Here is an 18,344-nt window from a genome sequence, read left to right on the forward strand (position 1 = left end):
GGGCCCGTGCACAATGCGGCCATGCGTCCGCCCAACGAGCCAGCACTCGACCTGTCGCCTTCGCCGGGCGACGAGGTCAAGGCCACGACCTGCTACATGTGCGCGTGCCGCTGCGGCATCAAGGTGTGGCTGCAGGACGACGGATCGCAGGGCAAGGCGATTCGCTACATCCAGGGCAATCCGGCGCACCCGGTCAACCAGGGCGTGCTGTGCGCCAAGGGCGCGGCCGGGATCATGCAGCACTACGCGCCATCGCGGCTGGAAAAGCCGCTGCTGCGCGTGGGCGAACGCGGCAAGGGCGAGTTCAGGGAAATCGAGTGGGAAGAAGCGCTGCAGCTGGCGACCTCATGGCTGGCGCCGATCCGCGAACGCAATCCCGACGAGCTCGCGTTCTTCACCGGCCGCGACCAGTCGCAGGCGCTGACCGGCTGGTGGGCGCAGCAGTTCGGCACCATCAACTACGCCGCCCACGGTGGCTTCTGCTCGGTCAACATGGCTGCCGGCGGCCTGTACACCTTCGGCGGCAGCTTCTGGGAATTCGGCGAGCCCGACTGGGAGCACACGCAGTACCTGGTGCTGTGGGGCGTGGCCGAGGACCACGATTCGAATCCGATCAAGCTCGGCCTGGGCAAGCTGAAGGCGCGCGGCGCGAAGATCGTCGCGGTCAATCCGGTGCGCAGCGGCTACGGCGCGATCGCCGACGAGTGGATCGGCATCCGCCCCGGCACCGACGGCCTGTTCGCGTTCGCGCTGATCCACGAACTGCTGCGCATGGACCGGATCGACCTCGACTACCTGGTGCGCTACGCGAATGCGCACTGGCTGGTAGTGCGCAATCCCGGCGGCGTCGATGACGGGCTGTTCGCGCGCGACGCCGACGGCCACGTGCTGTGCTGGGCTGTTGCCCCTCCCCCTGCGGAGGCAGGGGGAGGCTGGGAGCGGGTTGCGTCGGATCCCGCGCAACCTTCCGGAAGCAGCGACGGGGCCGACGGCACCCCTCCCCAGCCCTCCCCTGCCGTCGCAGGGGAGGGAGCTCAAGCGCGCGCCGACGCGATCGACATCTCGCCGGCCGTCGTCGGCGAATACACGCTGGCCGACGGCCGCAGGGCCGTGCCGGTCTTCCAGCTCATCGCCGAGCGCTACCTCGATCCGCAGTACTCGCCCGAGGCGGTCAGCGAACACTGCGGCATCCCCGCCGACACCATCGCCCGCATCGCGTGCGAACTGGCGCAGGCCGCGTTCGATAGCAACCTCCGGCTGCCGATCGCCTGGACCGACGCCTGGGGCCGCGAGCACGACGAGATGGTGGGCCGCCCGGTGTCGATGCACGCGATGCGCGGCATCAGCGCGCACAGCAACGGCTTCCACACCTGCCGCGCGCTGCACCTGCTGCAGCTGCTGCTGGGCGCGATCGACGCGCCGGGCTCGTTCCGCTACCAGCCGCCGTATCCAAAACCCATTCCGCTGCCCAACCGCCCGGGCAAGACGCGCAAGGCCGACGGCACGCTCGACGCGGGCCCGCTGGGCTACGTGCACGGCCCCGAGGACCTGCTGGTCGACGAACACGGCCAGCCGCGGCGCATCGACCACGCGTTCTCGTGGGCCTACCCGCTCTCGGCGCACGGGATGATGCACACCGTGATCCGCAACGCCCATGCGGGCGATCCGTACCCGATCGACACGCTGCTGATGTTCATGGCCAACATGAGCTGGAACTCGGCGATGAACACCGGCCAGACCATGCAGTGGCTGACCGACCGCGATCCGGACGGCAACTACCGGATTCCGCACATCATCTATTCGGACGCATTCGCGTCCGAGATGGTCGCCTACGCCGACCTGGTGCTGCCGGATACGACGTACCTCGAACGCTTCGACGCGATCAGCCTGCTCGACCGTCCGATCTCCGACGCCGACGGCGCCGCCGATGCGATCCGCCATCCCGTGTTCGACCCCGCGACGCAGGCCGGCGGTGACGGCCGCAAGCGCGACGTCCGCGGCTTCCAGTCGGTGCTGCTCGACCTCGGGGCGCGGCTCGGCCTGCCCGGCATGGTGCATGCCGACGGCTCGCCGAAGTACCGCGACTACGCCGACTACATCGTCCGCCACGAACGCGCGCCCGGCGTCGGCCTGCTCGCCGGCTGGCGCGGCGAGCACGGCGACCAGCACGGCAAGGGCGCGCCCAACCCCGGGCAGCTGCAGCGCTACATCGAGAACGACGGCTTCTGGCGCGCGGAGGTGCCGGAGCACGCGCGGTATTTCAAGATGGCCAACCGCGGCTACCTCGAGTGGGCGCAGAAGCTCGGTTTCGTCGGCTCGACCGCGCCGATCGTACTGCAGCTGTATTCGGAACCGCTGCAGAAGTTCCGCCTCGCCGCGCAGGGCCACGGCCCGCACCAGCCGCCGCCGGAGCACCGCGAACGCGTCGCCACGTATTTCGATCCGCTGCCGATCTGGTACGAGCCCTTCGAGTCGAGGCAAACCGAAGCGGCGGCCCACCACGATCGCACCGGTGAGGCAGCGCAGGCAGTGGACGCGGCGAAATTCCATCCGCACCCCTTTCCCCTCCACGCCGTTACCCAGCGGCCGATGTTCATGTACCACTCGTGGGGCTCGCAGAACGCGTGGCTGCGGCAGATTGCCGCGCGCAACTACCTGTACCTGCATCCCGACACCGGCGCGAAGTACGGCGTGGCCGACGACGACTGGATCACCGTCACCTCCCACCACGGCAGCATCACCGTGCAGGCGAAATTCGCCGGCAACGTGCAGCCGGGCACGGTGTGGAGCTGGAACGCGATCGGCAAGCGCCGGGGCGCCTGGCGACTGGCCAAGGACGCGCCGGAGGGCGACAAGGGCTTTTTGATGAACCACCTGATTTCCGACATCACCCCGCGCGGGGACTACGCCAACGCCGACCCAGTCACCGGGCAGGCGGCGTGGTTCGACCTGCGCGTGGACATCCGCAAGGCCTCCGACGACGTGGCCGCATCCAGGCCCCGCTTCGCGCCGCTCGGCTTCGCCGAAGCCGATGAAGCGCCGCTGCGCTACGGTGGCGCACTGCGCGCCAAGGCTTACCGGCGATGAGTCGGCTTGCCACTGTGGTGCGCTGGGCCTGCCTGCTGGCGGGCGTCTGCGGCCTGGTCATCAGCGCCTGGGCGTTCATCGATCCCACCGCGTTTCCGCAGATGCGCATGGACGGCATGGTGCCGCCGCCATCGCCGCGCTGGCGGGCGGCGCTGGGCTTCGTGTTTTCACTGCTGCTGGTCGGCTACGGCTCCGGCAGGCTGCGCCATCGGGAGCTGCCGTGACTGCGCTTCCGCCGCCGTCGAAGGTGAAGCTCGGCCTGGTGATCGACCTCGACACCTGCGTGGGGTGCCACGCCTGCGCGACCAGCTGCAAGGAATGGAACGCCGGCGGCATCGCCGGGCCACTGACCGACGAGCAGCCGTACGGCAAGGATCCGGTCGGTGTCTGGTTCAACCGCGTGCACAGCTACGAGATCGCGCCAACGTCGGCCTGCGCATCGCAGGGCAGCATCGCCGCCGAGGCCGCGCAACCGGCGATGACGCTGCATTTCCCGCGCTCCTGCCTGCACTGCGAAACGCCCGACTGCGTGACCGTGTGCCCGACCGGCGCGAGCTACAAGCGCGCCGAAGACGGGATCGTGCTGGTCGACGAGGACAAGTGCATCGGTTGCAAGCTGTGCAGCTGGGCCTGCCCCTACGGCGCGCGCGAGTACTCGCCGGTCGAAGGCGTGATGAAGAAATGCACGCTGTGCGTGGACCGGATCTACAACGAGAACCTCGACGAAAGCGAACGCCAGCCGGCCTGCGTGCAGGCCTGTCCGACCCGTGCCCGCCATTTCGGCGACCTCGGCGACCCGGAGTCGAAAGTCTCCAGGCTGGTCGCCGAGCGCGGCGGCGTGGCGCTGATGCCGGAGCTGGGCTACAACCCGGTGAACCGCTACCTGCCGCCACGGCCGCGACGCGACGGTGGCGAAGGTGCGACGCAGGACACGACAGTGGAGGCGACATCGCCGCTGCATTGGCTGGGGCGATTGTTGCGACGCTAGGATCGAAGATGCCCGCTGGCGTCCGTGTCTTCCGATCGGCATCCGCCGGCAGGAGATCTGGAACCCGGCTCCACACGCCGAAAGCCTGGAACCCCAATCCGACCATGCACCCCGCGCTGTCCGTCATCTTCTTCACCACCTTTTCCGGCGCGGGCTACGGGCTGCTCGCGTGGCTCGGCGCCTGGATCGCGCTGTCCATCCTGCGCGGCCAGGCATCGCCCGCGCTCACCGGCGTGCAGCTGGCAGCGCTGCTGCTCGGCCTGCTGCTGTCGACGGCCGGCTTGCTCGCTTCGCTCGGCCACCTCGGCAAGCCGCTGCGTGCGTGGCGCGCGTTCTCGCAGTGGCGCACCTCGTGGCTGTCGCGCGAAGGCGTGATGGCGATCGCGACGCTGGTGCCGGCGCTCGTGATCGGCGCGCTGCTGGTGTGGGCCCCGCCCGGCCCGGCCACCGCGCCGCTGCTGGCGATCTCGGGCGTCGTGCTGGCGCTGTGCGCGCTGGCCACGGTGGCCTGCACGGCCATGATCTACGCATCGCTCAAGCCGATCCCGGCCTGGCGCCATCCGCTGGTGCTGCCGGTCTACCTGCTGTTCGCGCTGCTGACCGGGCTGGCGCTGCTGTTCGCACTGATGCTGGCGATGCCGGGCCACCGCGGTCCGGACGCGATGCTGCTGATGCTGGCGATCGTCGCCGCGCTGCTGGTCGCGCTGAAGTGGCTGTATTGGTACCAGACCGACCGCGACGGCCTGCCCGGCAGCCGCGCTGCCGCGATCGGCCTGCCGGGTCGCGTGGCGAATGTGTTCGAACGGCCGCACACGGAAGCCAACTACATCACTCGTGAAATGGCGTTCCAGGTCGCGCGCGCCCACGCACGCTGGCTGCGCATCGGCGCCAGTGTATTGCTCATCGGCGGCCCGCTGCTGGGCTACCTGCTGCTGGCCTCGGGCAGTCCGGTCTTCGCGCTGACCACGGCGACCGTGCTGATGCTGACGGGTGGTTTCGTCGAGCGCTGGCTGTTCTTCGCCCAGGCCCGGCACAAGGTCACGCTGTACTACTGATCGCCGAATCGGCACGGCCGCTGCGGGCGCCGAACCCGTCGGATGGCTGAATGCGTGGCCGCGATCACGCCCGCTGCCTTTGGATTGTCACGCGGACGCCGGCATAATCGCGCTGTAATCGTTTCCACAGAGCCTTGCCATGCCCGCGGTCTGGTGGCTGGCGCTAGCCGGCCTGCCCGTTTTCCAGCAGCCCATGCCCGAAGCGCCGGGCGAACCCGCCGTGCTCGCCGTCGCGGCCGGGCACGTCTCGCTGCGCGCGCCCTGCTATCGCCTGGTCTGCCCGGACGCGGAATGGCTGGCCGCCACGCCCTACACCACGCTGTGGAAGCCCAAGGTGCCCGGGACCGTGCCCCGCCTGCGCCCGGTCCGGGCCTCGCCGCTGGCCACCCGCAGCTACGCCGCGCTGCATGCGCCAGCCTCGCGCCGCGAATGGGTCGACGCCGAGGCCAGCTACGCCAAGGTCGACACCACGTTCGGCCTGGAGGCGATCCGCCGCCCCGGCACCCAGGTCCAGCTGGAGCTGGGCACCGGCTACCGCCTGCAGCCCTACACCGACTACGGCACCGCCTCGATCGGCGTGATCGCCAGCGGCGGACTGCGCGTGTCGCAGCGGTTCGGCGACTGGGCCGAGCTCAACCAGCAGATCCGCGTGGAAACCGGCCGCCACAACACGTTCGTGCGCCAGACGCTCGGCGTCGACATCATGCTGCAGCCGCGCTGGACGCTGCAGTCGCGGCTGGAGGTCAACCACGACAGCGCCGGCGACGGCGGTCGCGGCAGCACCGATGCGCACGGGTCGCTGAACCTGCACTACGCGTTCTGAGCGGGGCGTGTCCTGGCGCACGCGCGGCGCGGCGCCTGTGCGCATGCGCGATGTCGCCTCATCAGACGCGCTCGGCGAGACCTTTACGTACGGTTCGATGGCGTGGCGGCCACGGCTTGCCTGCACGCGCCCTGCCCGGCCATTCGATCATGGGGCGCAGGACACGATCAGTCCGGTCGCAGAATCCCGTCAGATCGTCCCGCGCCGCAGGAACGCGCCGCTGGCGACTCACTCGCGCGGCGGCAGGAACTCCGCCGCGCCCGCGTCCAGCAGCCGCCGGGCGACGAGGTTGCCGATCGCCTCGGCCTGCGCTGCGTCGCCGTCGGCTTCGGCGCGCACGCAGCGGCCGTCGGCGGCGGAACCGACCAGGCCCTGCAGCAGCAGCTGCGTGCCATCGAGTCGCGCCAGCGCCGCCACCGGCACGTGGCAGCTGCCGTGCAGCGCGCGGTTCATCGCGCGCTCGGCTTCCACGCAGGTGCGCGTGGGCGCGTCGTCGAGCGTCGCGCACAGCGCGCGGGTGATGGCATCGTCCTGGCGGCATTCGATCGCGATCGCGCCCTGCGCCGGCGCCGGCAGCCAGCCGGGCGCGTCGAGCCGGGCGCGGATGCGTTCGCCGAACCCCAGCCGCAGCAGGCCCGCGCACGCGAGCACGATCGCGTCGTAATCGCCGTTGTCGAGCTTCGCCAGGCGACTGTTGACGTTGCCGCGCAGGTCGGCCAGCTGCAGGTCCGGGCGTCGCGCGCGCAGCTGCGCCTGGCGCCGCAGCGACGAGGTGCCTACGCGCGCGCCTTCGGGCAGGGCGTCGATGCCGTCGTGATGGTTGCTGATGAACGCGTCGGCGTGGTCGGCGCGGTCGAGGATCGCCGGCAGCGCGAACGGACCTTCGAGCTCCATCGGCACATCCTTGAGCGAATGCACCGCGCAGTCGGCGCCACCGCGCAGCATCGCGAGCTCCAGCTCCTTGAGGAACAGGCCCTTGCCGCCGATCGCCGCCAGCGAGCGGTCGAGCACCTCGTCGCCGCGGGTGGTCATCGGCACCAGCAGCACCTCCAGCCCGGGGTGCGCCGCGCGCAGGCGCTCGGCGACATGGTCGCTTTGCCAAAGCGCCAGCGGACTCTTGCGGGTAGCGATGCGGATCGTGGCCATGGGCCATTATCGCCGCTGGGGGGGTGCGCGTGGGATGGCCGGTGCGGGCGGCTCCAGCCGCGAACCTCGAGGCTCCGGCCTCACACGCCCGCGGCCCGGAGCCACCGCGGGATGCCACGATTACTGCCGGACCACGTCCTTCAGCCCGGCCACGCAGCGGCGGCTGACTTCCAGCGGCTGCTCGCCGTGGCGCAGGATCGCGTGGACGCGCCCGTCGGTTTCGCGCCGCAGTTCGACCAGTTCGTGGCGCGCGATCAGGCAGTTGCGGTGGATGCGCAGGAAGCGGTCGCCGAATTCCTCCTCGAGCGCCTTCAGCGATTCCTCGATCAGGTCCTCGCCGCGGGCGTGGTGCACCACGACGTATTTCTCGTCGGCCTGCAGGTAGTGGATGTCCTCGATCGGGATCAGCCGCAGGCTGCCGCGCAGGCGCGCGCACAGGTGCGTGCGCTGGCGGCCCTTGCCGTCGCGCGCCGCGGCGGCATTGTGGTCGCGGCCGGCAATGAAGGTGCGCGCGCGTTCGAGCGCGGCATGCAGGCGCTCGGCGCGCACCGGTTTGACCAGGTAGTCGACCGCGGCGGCTTCGAACGCCGACAGCGCGTGCGCGTCATAGGCAGTGCAGAACACGACCGCCGGGCGCGGCTCGAACGCGGCCAGGTGGCGCGCGGCTTCGAGCCCGTCGATGCCGGGCATGGCGATGTCGAGCAACACCACATCGGCGTCGTGCGCGGCGCAGGCATGCAGCGCCTCGCGCCCGTCGCCGGCTTCGGCGACCACTTCCAGGTCAGCGTGGTCGGCCAGCAGCATGCGCAGGCGTTCGCGGGCCAGCGGTTCGTCGTCGGCGATGACCACCTTCATGCTCGCGGCGTCCTCGGGCAGCTGCGGGGCTATTCGGTTCGATAGTAGCGGCCGCGTCGCGGCGGGGCCATCGGGCGCGATCCGACCCAGGTCTCGCCTGTCGCGGGAGCGGCTTCAGCCGCGAGCCTGCGGAGGCAGGGGAGGGTTGGGGAGGGATGCCGTCAGGATCACTGCGTATCGTGATCACCCCTCCCGATCTCCCCTGCCTTCGCGGAAGAAGGGCTACGGCAAAAGCTCGCGGCTGAAGCCGCTCCTACACGGCCGTCGGGCCGTGTCAGGCGTCGGCCAGCCGCGGCGACAGCCAGTCACCGAGGTCGCGGATCTCTTCCAGGCAGACCGAGTGCGGCATCGGATACGCGTGCCAGTCGACGGCGAAGCCCAGGTCACGCAGCAGGGCGGCGCTCTGTTCGCCCGCACGCAGCGGCACCACCGGATCCTGGGTGCCGTGCGCCATGAACACCGGCTGCGCGTTCGCGCCGACGGCCAGCGCGGCAGCGGCGGTCTGCGCCGCGGGAACATAGGTCGATAGCGCGACCAGGCCGGCCAGCGCTTCGCTCCGGCGCAGCCCGGCGGCAAGGGTGACCGCCCCGCCCTGTGAGAAGCCGGCGAGGAACACCCGCGACGCCGGCACGCCGCGCTGGGCTTCGCGCGCGACCAGCGCTTCGACCCGCTCCACCGACGCCGCCACGCCCGCCTCGTCGGCGCGGTTGGCCAGGTCGGCCTCGCGGATGTCGTACCAGGCGCGCATCGGCACGCTGTTGTTGATCGTGACCGGGCGCACCGGCGCGTGGGGGAACACGAAGCGGACCGCAGGCCACGCCGGGCGCACGAGTTCCGGCAGGATCGGCACGAAGTCGCCGCCGTCGGCGCCCAGGCCGTGCAGCCAGATCACGCTGTAGCGCGGCGACGGGCCGGTTTCGCGTTCGATGGTCTCGAGCATGTTGGGGCCGTGTGTGGGTGGTGCGGGCATTATGGCGGCAGGCGCCGCGTCAGGCAGGCGCGTGGTCGTCCGCGCGCGCGGCGCGCAGTTCGCTGGCGCGCACCAGCACCGCCGGCGGCGCCAGCTCCTCGGGCGTGCAGAAGATGCGGCGCCGGCGCAGCCACTGCCCCGGGGCGCGCGCCGAGGTCAGCATCACGATCGGGATCGACAGCACCAGGCCCAGGATCACCGGCGACATCCACCACGCCAACGCCGGCGAGATGCTCCACGCCATCGCCGCGGCCAGCACGCCCAGCAGGCTCAGCCCGCCGTAACTGCGCAGCAGGCTGGAAAACGGCAGGCTGCCGTCGTCGCGACGCTGCGACTCCCAGCCCGAATCCTTGCCTGCCAGCACCTCGGCCACGCCGCGCGACTGCACGTACATCGTCACCGGCGCCATCAGCGCGGCCAGCACGGTTTCCAGCAGCATGCCGACGAACGTGCGCCAGGCGCCGCCGCAGCCGCGGCGCATGTCGCGATCGAAGACTGTGGCGATGAAGCCCATCAGCTTCGGCGCCAGCAGCATGCCCATGGTGAACACGAACACCCAGAGGAAGCGGTCCGGATCCTGCTCGCGCCAGTACGTCGTCGGCGAAAAGTCCGACAGCTCGACGTTGCCCCACGACAGCCCCGCGTGGTGCAGCGGAATCGCAAGGCCCACCAGCATCAGCATCGCCCACATCGGCGCGGTGAAGTAGTGGCCGATGCCGATCAGCAGGTGCCAGCGGCTCACCCAGTGCAGGCCCCTGGCCGGCAGTACTGCCCCGTGCTGCAGGTTGCCCTGGCACCAGCGGCGGTCGCGCACCAGCATGTCGGTCAGCGACGGCGGGCCTTCCTCGTAGCTGCCGGCCAGCGACGGCACCATGTGCAGCGCCCAGCCGCCGCGGCGCAGCAGCGCCGCTTCGACGAAATCGTGGCTGAGCACGGTGCCGGCGAACGGCTTTACCCCGCGCAGCTCCGGCAGCCCGGCGCACTGCGCGAACGCGCGCGTGCGGATCATCGCGTTGTGGCCCCAGTAGTTGCTCTCCGCCCCGTGCCACCAGGCCACGCCGTAGGCGATCACCGGCCCGTACACGCGCCCGGCGAACTGCTGCATCCGCGCGAACAACGTATTGCCGTTGACGATCACCGGCAGGGTCTGGATCAGGGCCACGTCGTCGTGGCCTTCCATCGCACCGGCCAGGCGCACGAGCGTGTCGCCGGTCATCAGGCTGTCGGCGTCGAGGATCAGGAACTGCGGATATGCACCGCCCCAGCGGCGTACCCAGTCGGAGATGTTGCCCGCCTTGCGCTCGTGGTTGTTCTCGCGAAGCCGGTAGAACACGCGCGCCCCCGGCCCGAGCCGTCGGCGCAGGGCATCGAACGCGCTCCGTTCCGCCTGCTGGATGCCGGGATTGCGGGTGTCGCTGAGCACGAAGAAGTCGAAATGGTCCTGCTGCCCGGTGGCCGCCAGCGACTCGTGCATCGCCTGCAACCCGGCGACCAGGCGCTCGGGATCCTCGTTGTAGGTCGGCATCAGCAACGCGGTGCGCGATGCCAGCCGCGGCAGCGGCAGCTTCGCCGACAGCCCCAGGCGCGCGCGCCGCTTGGACACGATCAGCACGAAGCCCGCCAGCGCGCCGACGAACGCCTGCACGATCCACGCGAACAGGAACACGAACAGCACCAGCAGCGCGGTCTCCAGCACGTCGGTGCCGTCGCCGCGCAGCAGCCACCAGATCTGGTAGGTGGCAACGAAGGTCAGCAGCACCGCCGCCCCGATGATCGCCAGCCGACGCCAGAACATGCCGCCGGGCGTGGTCGGGAACCGGCGCCCCTGCATGCGGCCGGCACGCAGCGACTGCACGGGCATGTCCAGCGGCGCTTCGGCTGGCAGCGCCGGGGCCGCGTCGGATGCCGCCTCGATCTCGCTCACGCCATCCACCGGTACAGCCAGGTTTCCGTAAGCGGGCCCTGGTCGTCGACCAGCCGCGCACGCAGCTCGCTCACGCGCGCATCGCCAGGATGCAGCTCGAAGCTCATCCGCCAGCCGCCCGTGTCGGCATTGCGATACGCGACCGGGTTGCGCAAAGCGCCCTGTGAGGCGGCGGCATCGACGCGCGGCTTCGCGTCATCGGCCAGCTTCGCCAGGCGTCCGCCGGCGAGGTCCACCACCACCAGCCGCGCGCCGTCGTGGGAGGCGCCGATGCGGGTCGCGGACACGGTGGCCAGCGCCGGCTTCCACGCATGGTCGCGGCACCAGTGCAGGCGATAGCGCCAGCGGTGTTCGGTGCCGGCGGCGATGGCCGCCTTCGGCCGCCAGAACGCCACGATGTTGTCGTGGTACTCGTCGGCGGTCGGGATCTCGACCAGGTGCACCTCGCCTTCGCCCCAGTCGCCGAGCGGCTCGACCCACAGGCTGGGCCGCTTCTGGTACGCGGCCTCGGCGTCCTGGAAATCCTCGTAGCGACGCTTGCGCTGCATCAGCCCGAAGCCGCGGGGACCAGCGTCCTGGAAGCCGCTGTGCTGCAGCGATGCGGGATTCTGCAGCTGTCGCCAGGCCTGCTCGCCCTTGCCGTTGAACATCGCCAGGCCGTCCGAGTCGTGCACCGCCGGGCGGTAGTCGTCGACGCCGATGCGGTCGCTGGGATCGAACTCGAACATGCTCGTCAGCGGCGCGATCCCGGCATGGACGAGTTCGACGCGCGGATACAGCCGCATGTCCACGTCGAACACCGTTTCGTCGCCCGGATCGATCGCGAAGCGGAACGCCCCGGCCACGCTCGGGCTGTCGAGCAGCGCGTGCACCACCAGCGCCTGCGCGTCCGCCGCCGGCCGCTCCAGCCAGAACGCGGTGAAGCGCGGGAACTCCTCCGGCGCGGGCTCGCCGGTGCCCAGCGCCAGCCCGCGCGCCGACAGGCCGTAGTTCAGTCCCTTGGCCACCGCGCGGAAATAGCTGGCGCCGAGGAAGCTGCACAGCTCGTCGAAATGGTCGGCACGGTTGATCGGCGCGTGCAGCCGGAAACCGGCGAAGCCGACGTCGCCGACCTTCGGCACCGGCTGCGGCGCGTAGTCGAACAACCCGGTGGAGAACGCGAACGGCGCCGCCCGGCCATCGTGCACCGTGTACACGTCGACCCGATCCTTGAACAGGAACCCGCGGTGGAAGAACTGCGCCTGGAACGGCAGCCCGTCGTCTCGCCACAGCGCACGCGCGGGCCGGTAGCGGAAGTCGCGGTACTGGTCGTAGCCGATCTTCGCCAGCGCCGGCGGCAATGCGTCGCCCGGTGGCCGATAGGCCTGCGCGGCGAGCGCACGGGCCAGCGCCGGCACGGTGCCATCGTCGAACCTGCCGGTGAATCCGGTGTCGCTCGCCGGCGTGGCTGCAAACGTTTCCAGCGGTCGGACCAGCGTGAGCAGGGGCAGCGACAATCCCGACAGGACCACTTCACGACGATGCACCGTTACCTCGCGGGCGAAATGCAGCAAGGCACTATACGGCGACAAGGCTCACCAGAACGTAAAGCCGACGCGTGCCGACAACTGCGCGAGCGAGACACGCCGCAGCCATCAGCCACGCGGCGCGGCGGAATCGCTCCGGCTGTTCTCCCGTTCGGACGCAGTGGATGATGACCGGATTCCGGCGCGCAAGAACTCGGGCCCCCCCAATCCCTTCGGTGCACGCCCCAGTCGGCTGTCGATGCAGAACGCCCGAGCGCGACGCCCATGCAGCCGTCGCGTCCATGCGCGTGCACGAGTTGGCTACGTACTCACACCGACGTCGCTGTGCCCGGATTGTCCCGTGCGCTGCGCGCGGGACACCGCCGCGCCTATCGCTGCGATCAGGACAATTGATTTGCGCCCCATGGGGTAGCGGAGGAGACTCGGTCGCACACACGCGCCGTCCCACCGCCCAGGAGCAAGCCGCCATGACCACCCCAGCAGACAAGCGCTCGACGACAGGATCGACCACCGGGAGCGGCGCACCGGCTCCGAGCGACCGCAACTCGCTGACCATTGGCGCGGACGGCCCGATCCTGCTGCATGACGTGCACTTCCTCGAGCAGATGGCGCACTTCAATCGCGAGAAGGTGCCCGAGCGCCAGCCGCACGCGAAGGGTGCCGGCGCTTTCGGCGTGTTCGAGACCACCGAAGACGTGTCGAAGTACACGAAAGCGGCGCTGTTCCAGCCAGGCGCGCGCACCGACATGCTCGCCCGCTTCTCCACCGTCGCCGGCGAACAGGGCAGCCCCGACACCTGGCGCGACGTGCGTGGCTTCTCGCTGAAGTTCTATACCGACGAAGGCAACTACGACCTGGTCGGCAACAACACGCCGGTGTTCTTCGTGCGCGACCCGATGAAGTTCCCGCATTTCATCCGCAGCCAGAAGCGCCTGCCCGACTCCGGCCTGCGCGACAACCACATGCAGTGGGACTTCTGGACAAACAATCCGGAGACCGCGCACCAGGTCACCTACGTCATGGGCATCCGCGGCCTGCCGCGCACCTGGCGGCACATGAACGGCTACGGCTCGCATACTTACATGTGGATCAATGCCGCCGGCGAGAAATTCTGGGTCAAGTACCACTTCCATACCGAGCAGGGCATGGAATTCTTCAGCAACGCCGAGGCCGCTGCGATGGCCGGCAAGGACGCGGACTTCCACCGTGGCGACCTGTTCAACGCGATCGCCCGCGGCGACCATCCGAGCTGGATCCTGTCGGTGCAGGTGATGCCGTACGCCGATGCCAAGGACTACCGCTTCAACCCGTTCGACCTGACCAAGGTCTGGCCGCACGCGGATTACCCGTTGATCAAGGTCGGCCGGATGACGCTCAACCGCAATCCGGACAACTTCTTCGCCCAGATCGAGCAGGCCGCGTTCTCGCCGGGCAACACGGTGCCGGGCATCGGCCTGTCGCCGGACAAGATGCTGCTCGGCCGCGCGTTCGCCTATGCCGACGCGCAACGCAACCGCATCGGCACCAACTTCCACCAGCTGCCGGTCAACCAGCCCAGGTGCCCGGTCAACAGCTACCTGTTCGACGGGCAGATGGCCTACCACCACAGCGGCAACGCGCCGGTGCACGCCACCAACAGCGGCGGTCGCCCGTGGGCCGACGAAACCGGCGCGATGGCCGACGGCTGGGAGGCCGACGGCGAGATGGTGCGCAGCGCCTACACCCTGCACGCAGAGGACGACGACTTCGGCCAACCCGGCACGATGGTGCGCGAGGTGCTGGGCGACGCCGAGCGCGACGCGCTGGTCGACCAGGTCGCCGGCAGCCTGCTCGGCGGCGTGCGCAGCCCGGTCCTGGAGCGCGCATTCGGCTACTGGAAAAGCATCGATCCCGACGTCGGCCAGCGCATCGAGGACAAGGTCCGCGCCGGCAGTGCGCCGGAGCCGGCCGAAGGCATGGGCGAAGGCTGAGCGTGGCCGACAGGACGCGGCGGGATGGCTTTGCATCCCGCCTGTGCGGAGTGCATCCGCTCACACCGCGTGCGAACTCGGCATTCTGGGCCCACCAGGACTCGAACCTGGAACCAAAGGATTATGAGTCCTCTGCTCTAACCATTGAGCTATAGGCCCGTACCGCACGCAGTTTAGAGGAGCGCCCGCGGGGCAGCCATCGAGTTCGGACGCCGGCGCTCATGAAAGCCCTCCGCGCGTCGGCCCATGTTTCCACTTCCGCACCGCGAACGCGCAGCTAACGCGAACGATCCCGGAAAGGCGTAGCGCGCCCAGGCGCTTTCGCGCCGGCGCCGACCGACCGGCGGCGTGCCTAGCGCGACTGCGCGGGATCCACCGCCGCGCACAGCGCCGGCGGGATGTCTTCCTTGCGGGTGCCCCATCCCGCCGGGTCGGGGCGCTCCGACAGCATGTACTCCAGCTTGCCGCCTTGCATCAGCCGCTCGACCGGCAGCCACGTCGCCGCCTGCGGCTTGCCATCCAGGGCCACCGACGCGACGTAGCGCGGCTGCGGCGACCTCGCACCGTCGGCCTTGACCACCAGTCGGCGACCGCCTTCGAGCTCGAGGGTCACGCGGTCGAAGCGCGGCGGATGCAGCAGCATCCGCCCGCTGCCCGGCATCAGCGGCGAGAACCCCATCGCGCCGAAGAGATAGAACGCCGACATCGTCCCGAGGTCGTCGTTGCCCGTGACGCCGTTCGGTGCGTTGGTGAAGAGCGTCTGCACGGCATGCAGCACGGTCGCGGTCTTCCACGGCTGGCCGACTAGGCTGTACAGCGTGGGTACATGCATGGTCGGCTCGTTGTTCGGGTTGTAGCGGTACTGGCCGTAATAGCTGTACGCGCCGCCTACCCAGGCCTTGCGCGCCGCGTTCGCGGGATCGGCCAGCAGCTCGTCGTAGGCAAAGAAGGCGTCGAGCCGGCGCGCCATCGCATCCCTTCCGCCCATCGCGCGCGCCAGTCCCGGCACGTCCTGCGGCACAAGCCACTGGTATTGCCAGGCCGTGCCCTCGTGGAATCCGTAGTGCGAGCGCGGGCTGTAAGCGCCGGTGGGCGGCGTGAACCACGCGCCGTCGGCCAGCCGCGGGCGCGGAAATCCGGTGAAGCCCGATTCGGGCTCCGCCAGCGCGGGGTCCCAGACGTTGCGCCAGTTGCCTCCGCGCGCGCGCAGCGCCGCCGCGTCGTCGTGCTTGCCAAGCGCGTCGGCCATCTGCGCCAGCGCGCAGTCGGCGAGCGCGTATTCCAGCGTCGCCGAGCCGCCGTTGTGCGGGTCCACGTCCATGCCCTTGGCCGGGAAGGTGCGATCGAAGACCACGAAGCCGTCGCGCAGGTAACCGGCGTTGCCCGCGCGCCCCTCCGAACGCGACAGCAGCGGCGGTACTTCCCAGGCATTCCTGCGCAGCGCGGCCCAGGCGGCGTCTTCGCGCCCGTCGAGCGCGCCGTAGCGCCACAGGTCGACCAGGAACGGCGTGACCGGATCGCCGGTCATTGTGTTGGTGTCGAAGTCGGCGTAGCCCCACTTGGGGAGCCAACCGCCCTGCGCGTCGATCGCCAGCAGCGAGCGACCGATGTCGCGCGCGCGCCGCGGTTCGAGCAGCGCCAGCAGCTGGTTCTGCGAGCGGTAGGTGTCCCACAGCGAGAAGAACTCGTGGTACGTCCAGCCGTCGGCGACGTGGATCGCGTCGTCGTAACCGCGATAGCGGCCGTCGGCGTCGCTGCCGGTCAGCGGCTGCAGCAGCGCGTGGTAGAGCGCGGTGTAGAACACCACGCGGTCGTCGCGGCTTCCTCCTTCGACTCGTACCTTCGACAACGCATCGCGCCAGGCCTGCTGCGCGGCGCCGCGCATGGCATCGAAGGTCAGCAGCCTGCCGTCGCGCTTGGCTTCCGCGCGCAGGTTGGCGCGCGCGCCTTCGAGGTCGACGTGCGAAATCGCGCTGGTCGCGGTGACGCTGCGCGCGCCGGCGAGATCGAAGCTCAGCCAGGCGCCGTTGAATGGCTCGTACTCGCTCTCCATGCTGTAGCGCGCGCCCGGCGTGCCGCCTGCCTGGCCCCAGACGCCGAACGACGCGAACGGACGGTCGAACTCGATCCGGAACCACGTCGCGTACTGGTGGCCGCCGCAGAAGCTGAGCGTCGTCACCTTGCCCTCCACCGCGCGGTCGCCGACCAGGCGGATCTCGCTGCCGATCACGCGGTGCTTCTCGTTGGCCTGGCCGACGTCGACCAGGACATGGCCGGTCGCCGCGCCCGGGGCCCAGGTGTAGCGCTCGGCGGCGGCGCGGGCAAGCGCGGTGGCCTCGACGTCGATGCCGCCGTAATCGGTGAGCCGCACCCTGTAGTAGCCGGCCTGGCCGCCGTCGGGATCGTGCCGGTAGCGGGCTCCGTACTTGCGGTGGTCGAAGCTGTCCGCGTTGCGCGTGTCGAAATCGCCACCGGGGCCGATCACGCCGGTCACCGGCAGCACGGACACCTGCCCGCCCTGCTCCCAGCACCCGGCGCCAGACAGGTAGCTGCGGCCGAAGCCGCGGATCCGCTCGTCGCCGTCCCGCCAGCCGGCGTAGTGCGAGCCGGTCGGGCTGACCTGGATCATGCCGAAGGGCGCCGAGGCCCCCGGAAAGGTATTGCCCTCGTCGCGGGTGCCGATGAAGGTGTTGACCAGGGTCGCCAGGTCTTCGGATCCGCCGGCGCGGACCGGCGCGGGCGCGAATGCCATCGCCGCGGCCAGCAGGCCGGCCGACGCCGCCCGCGCGAGGGCAAGCCGGGGACGCCAACCCGAAGCGGTCGCCAACGCGGCGGACGTGACCAGTCGGAACATGCGAGCCTCCCCGGCATTGGGTGGTCGGGCAGGCTCGGCCACCCGTGCGCAACGCAGCGAAGGTGTAATGTAGCGCACGATTTAGAACGATCCAAATCGAAGCCAGAAGGAGCGACCGATGCTTGCACGCCGCGGTTTCCTGCAACTGCTCGGCCTCTCGGCCGCCCTGCCGGCGCTGGCGCGCGCCGGCGTTCCGGCCCCGGATCCGGACCCGGCCACCGACGCCGCGCCGCTCGTGGTCTCGACCTGGGCCTTCGGCCAGGCCGCCAACGCCGCGGCCTGGCACGTGCTCGAAGCGGGAGGCGCGGCGCTGGACGCAGTCGAGGCCGGCGCCAGGGTGCCCGAGTCGGATCCGGCCAACCATTCGGTGGGCCTGGGCGGCTACCCCGACCGCGACGGGCACGTGACCCTCGACGCCTGCGTCATGGACCACCTGGGCAAGCTCGGCAGCGTGGCCTGCCTGGAAGAGATCGTGCACGCGGTCTCGGTGGCGCGGCGGGTGATGGAGAAGACCCCGCACGTGCTGCTGGTCGGCGAAGGCGCGCTGCAGTTCGCGCTCGGCGAAGGCTTCCGGCGCCAGGACCTGCTCACGCCGGAAGCCGAACAGGCATGGCGGGCATGGCTGAAGACCGCGGAGTACCGGCCACAGCCGAACATCGAACTCAGCAACCGCTACCGGATGCCCGGTGCCGTGCCGGGCGGGGAACGCAACCACGACACCATCGGCATCCTCGCGCTGGACCGCGCGGGGCACCTGGCCGGCGCCTGCACCACCAGCGGCATGGCGTTCAAGATGCGTGGGCGCGTCGGCGATTCGCCGATTTCGGGCGCCGGACTATTCGTCGACGGCGAAGTCGGTGCCGCCAGCGCGACCGGGGTCGGCGAGGAATGCCTGCGCATCTGCGGTTCGCACACCGTGGTCGAACTGGTGCGCCAGGGTCGTGCGCCCGAGCAGGCGTGCAAGGAGGCGATCGAACGCATCGCCCGCCGGTATCCGTCACCGCCCAGGGATCTGCAGATGGCCTTCGTCGCCGTCGATCGCCACGGGCGCGTCGGCGGCTACGCGCTGCAGCCCGGCTTCAGCTATGCCGTGCGCACCGCCGTGGACGACCGCCTGGTGGAGGCGCCGAGCCTGACGTAGACGCG

13 protein-coding genes and 1 tRNA gene are annotated in these 18,344 nt (G+C 70.4%); 7 read left to right on the forward strand and 7 right to left on the reverse strand.

All coding sequences use genetic code 11. The annotated features are described in order from the left end of the window. The first annotated feature begins 21 nt into the window (after positions 1 to 21). From ACFOM9_RS09265 to ACFOM9_RS09285, 5 genes are all read left to right on the forward strand, one after another. Complete coding sequence (locus ACFOM9_RS09265; RefSeq protein WP_386709384.1) at positions 22 to 3,087, forward strand: molybdopterin oxidoreductase family protein; 3,066 nt, start codon at positions 22 to 24, stop codon at positions 3,085 to 3,087. After that, entirely contained in the window at positions 3,084 to 3,311 is a 228-nt protein-coding gene (locus tag ACFOM9_RS09270) for a hypothetical protein (protein WP_386709387.1), read from the forward strand. Before ACFOM9_RS09265 ends, ACFOM9_RS09270 begins: the two co-directional genes overlap by 4 nt. Beyond that, entirely contained in the window at positions 3,308 to 4,075 is a 768-nt protein-coding gene (locus ACFOM9_RS09275; protein WP_386709390.1) for a 4Fe-4S dicluster domain-containing protein, read from the forward strand. The genes ACFOM9_RS09270 and ACFOM9_RS09275 overlap by 4 nt, the downstream gene beginning before the upstream one ends. Positions 4,076 to 4,179: 104 nt before the next feature. After that, on the forward strand, positions 4,180 to 5,130 hold the full coding sequence (locus ACFOM9_RS09280; protein ID WP_386709393.1) for a dimethyl sulfoxide reductase anchor subunit family protein: 951 nt from the start codon (positions 4,180 to 4,182) through the stop codon (positions 5,128 to 5,130). Positions 5,131 to 5,269: 139 nt separating this feature from the next. Then, a complete protein-coding gene (locus tag ACFOM9_RS09285; RefSeq protein WP_386709396.1) occupies positions 5,270 to 5,953 on the forward strand; it encodes a DUF481 domain-containing protein in 684 nt (227 codons plus the stop codon). Between the two features lie 228 nt (positions 5,954 to 6,181). Here ACFOM9_RS09285 and hemC read toward each other — a convergent pair whose 3' ends face one another. From hemC to ACFOM9_RS09310, 5 genes are all read right to left on the reverse strand, one after another. Next, positions 6,182 to 7,099, reverse strand: coding sequence for a hydroxymethylbilane synthase (gene hemC / locus ACFOM9_RS09290; protein WP_386709398.1), 918 nt, complete (start codon positions 7,097 to 7,099; stop codon positions 6,182 to 6,184). 120 nt (positions 7,100 to 7,219) lie between these two features. After that, a complete protein-coding gene (locus tag ACFOM9_RS09295; protein WP_386709401.1) occupies positions 7,220 to 7,954 on the reverse strand; it encodes a LytR/AlgR family response regulator transcription factor in 735 nt (244 codons plus the stop codon). A 274-nt stretch (positions 7,955 to 8,228) separates the two neighbouring features. After that, complete coding sequence (locus ACFOM9_RS09300) at positions 8,229 to 8,894, reverse strand: alpha/beta hydrolase (protein ID WP_386709403.1); 666 nt, start codon at positions 8,892 to 8,894, stop codon at positions 8,229 to 8,231. Between the two features lie 49 nt (positions 8,895 to 8,943). Next, positions 8,944 to 10,848, reverse strand: a complete 1,905-nt coding sequence (gene mdoH, locus ACFOM9_RS09305; RefSeq protein WP_386709406.1) for a glucans biosynthesis glucosyltransferase MdoH — start codon at positions 10,846 to 10,848, stop codon at positions 8,944 to 8,946. Further along, a complete protein-coding gene (locus ACFOM9_RS09310; protein ID WP_386709409.1) occupies positions 10,845 to 12,401 on the reverse strand; it encodes a glucan biosynthesis protein in 1,557 nt (518 codons plus the stop codon). Before ACFOM9_RS09310 ends, mdoH begins: the two co-directional genes overlap by 4 nt. A gap of 440 nt (positions 12,402 to 12,841) precedes the next feature. On the opposite strand from ACFOM9_RS09310, the gene ACFOM9_RS09315 reads away from it, so the two are divergent. Continuing rightward, the gene (locus ACFOM9_RS09315) at positions 12,842 to 14,344 is read left to right on the forward strand and encodes a catalase (RefSeq protein ID WP_386709412.1); all 1,503 of its coding nucleotides are present in this window, start codon (positions 12,842 to 12,844) and stop codon (positions 14,342 to 14,344) included. An 86-nt stretch (positions 14,345 to 14,430) separates the two neighbouring features. Here ACFOM9_RS09315 and ACFOM9_RS09320 read toward each other — a convergent pair. Both ACFOM9_RS09320 and ACFOM9_RS09325 read right to left on the reverse strand, forming a co-directional pair. Continuing rightward, positions 14,431 to 14,503: transfer RNA gene (locus ACFOM9_RS09320), tRNA-Ile, on the reverse strand. A 193-nt stretch (positions 14,504 to 14,696) separates the two neighbouring features. Next, positions 14,697 to 17,096, reverse strand: a complete 2,400-nt coding sequence (locus ACFOM9_RS09325) for a GH92 family glycosyl hydrolase (protein WP_386710968.1) — start codon at positions 17,094 to 17,096, stop codon at positions 14,697 to 14,699. A gap of 220 nt (positions 17,097 to 17,316) precedes the next feature. On the opposite strand from ACFOM9_RS09325, the gene ACFOM9_RS09330 reads away from it, so the two are divergent. Further along, on the forward strand, positions 17,317 to 18,339 hold the full coding sequence (locus ACFOM9_RS09330; protein ID WP_386709415.1) for a N(4)-(beta-N-acetylglucosaminyl)-L-asparaginase: 1,023 nt from the start codon (positions 17,317 to 17,319) through the stop codon (positions 18,337 to 18,339). The last annotated feature ends 5 nt before the right edge of the window (positions 18,340 to 18,344 follow it).

It is taken from the genome of Luteimonas notoginsengisoli (assembly GCF_042648885.1).
In the GTDB taxonomy this organism is placed as follows: Bacteria; Pseudomonadota; Gammaproteobacteria; order Xanthomonadales; family Xanthomonadaceae; genus Luteimonas; species Luteimonas notoginsengisoli.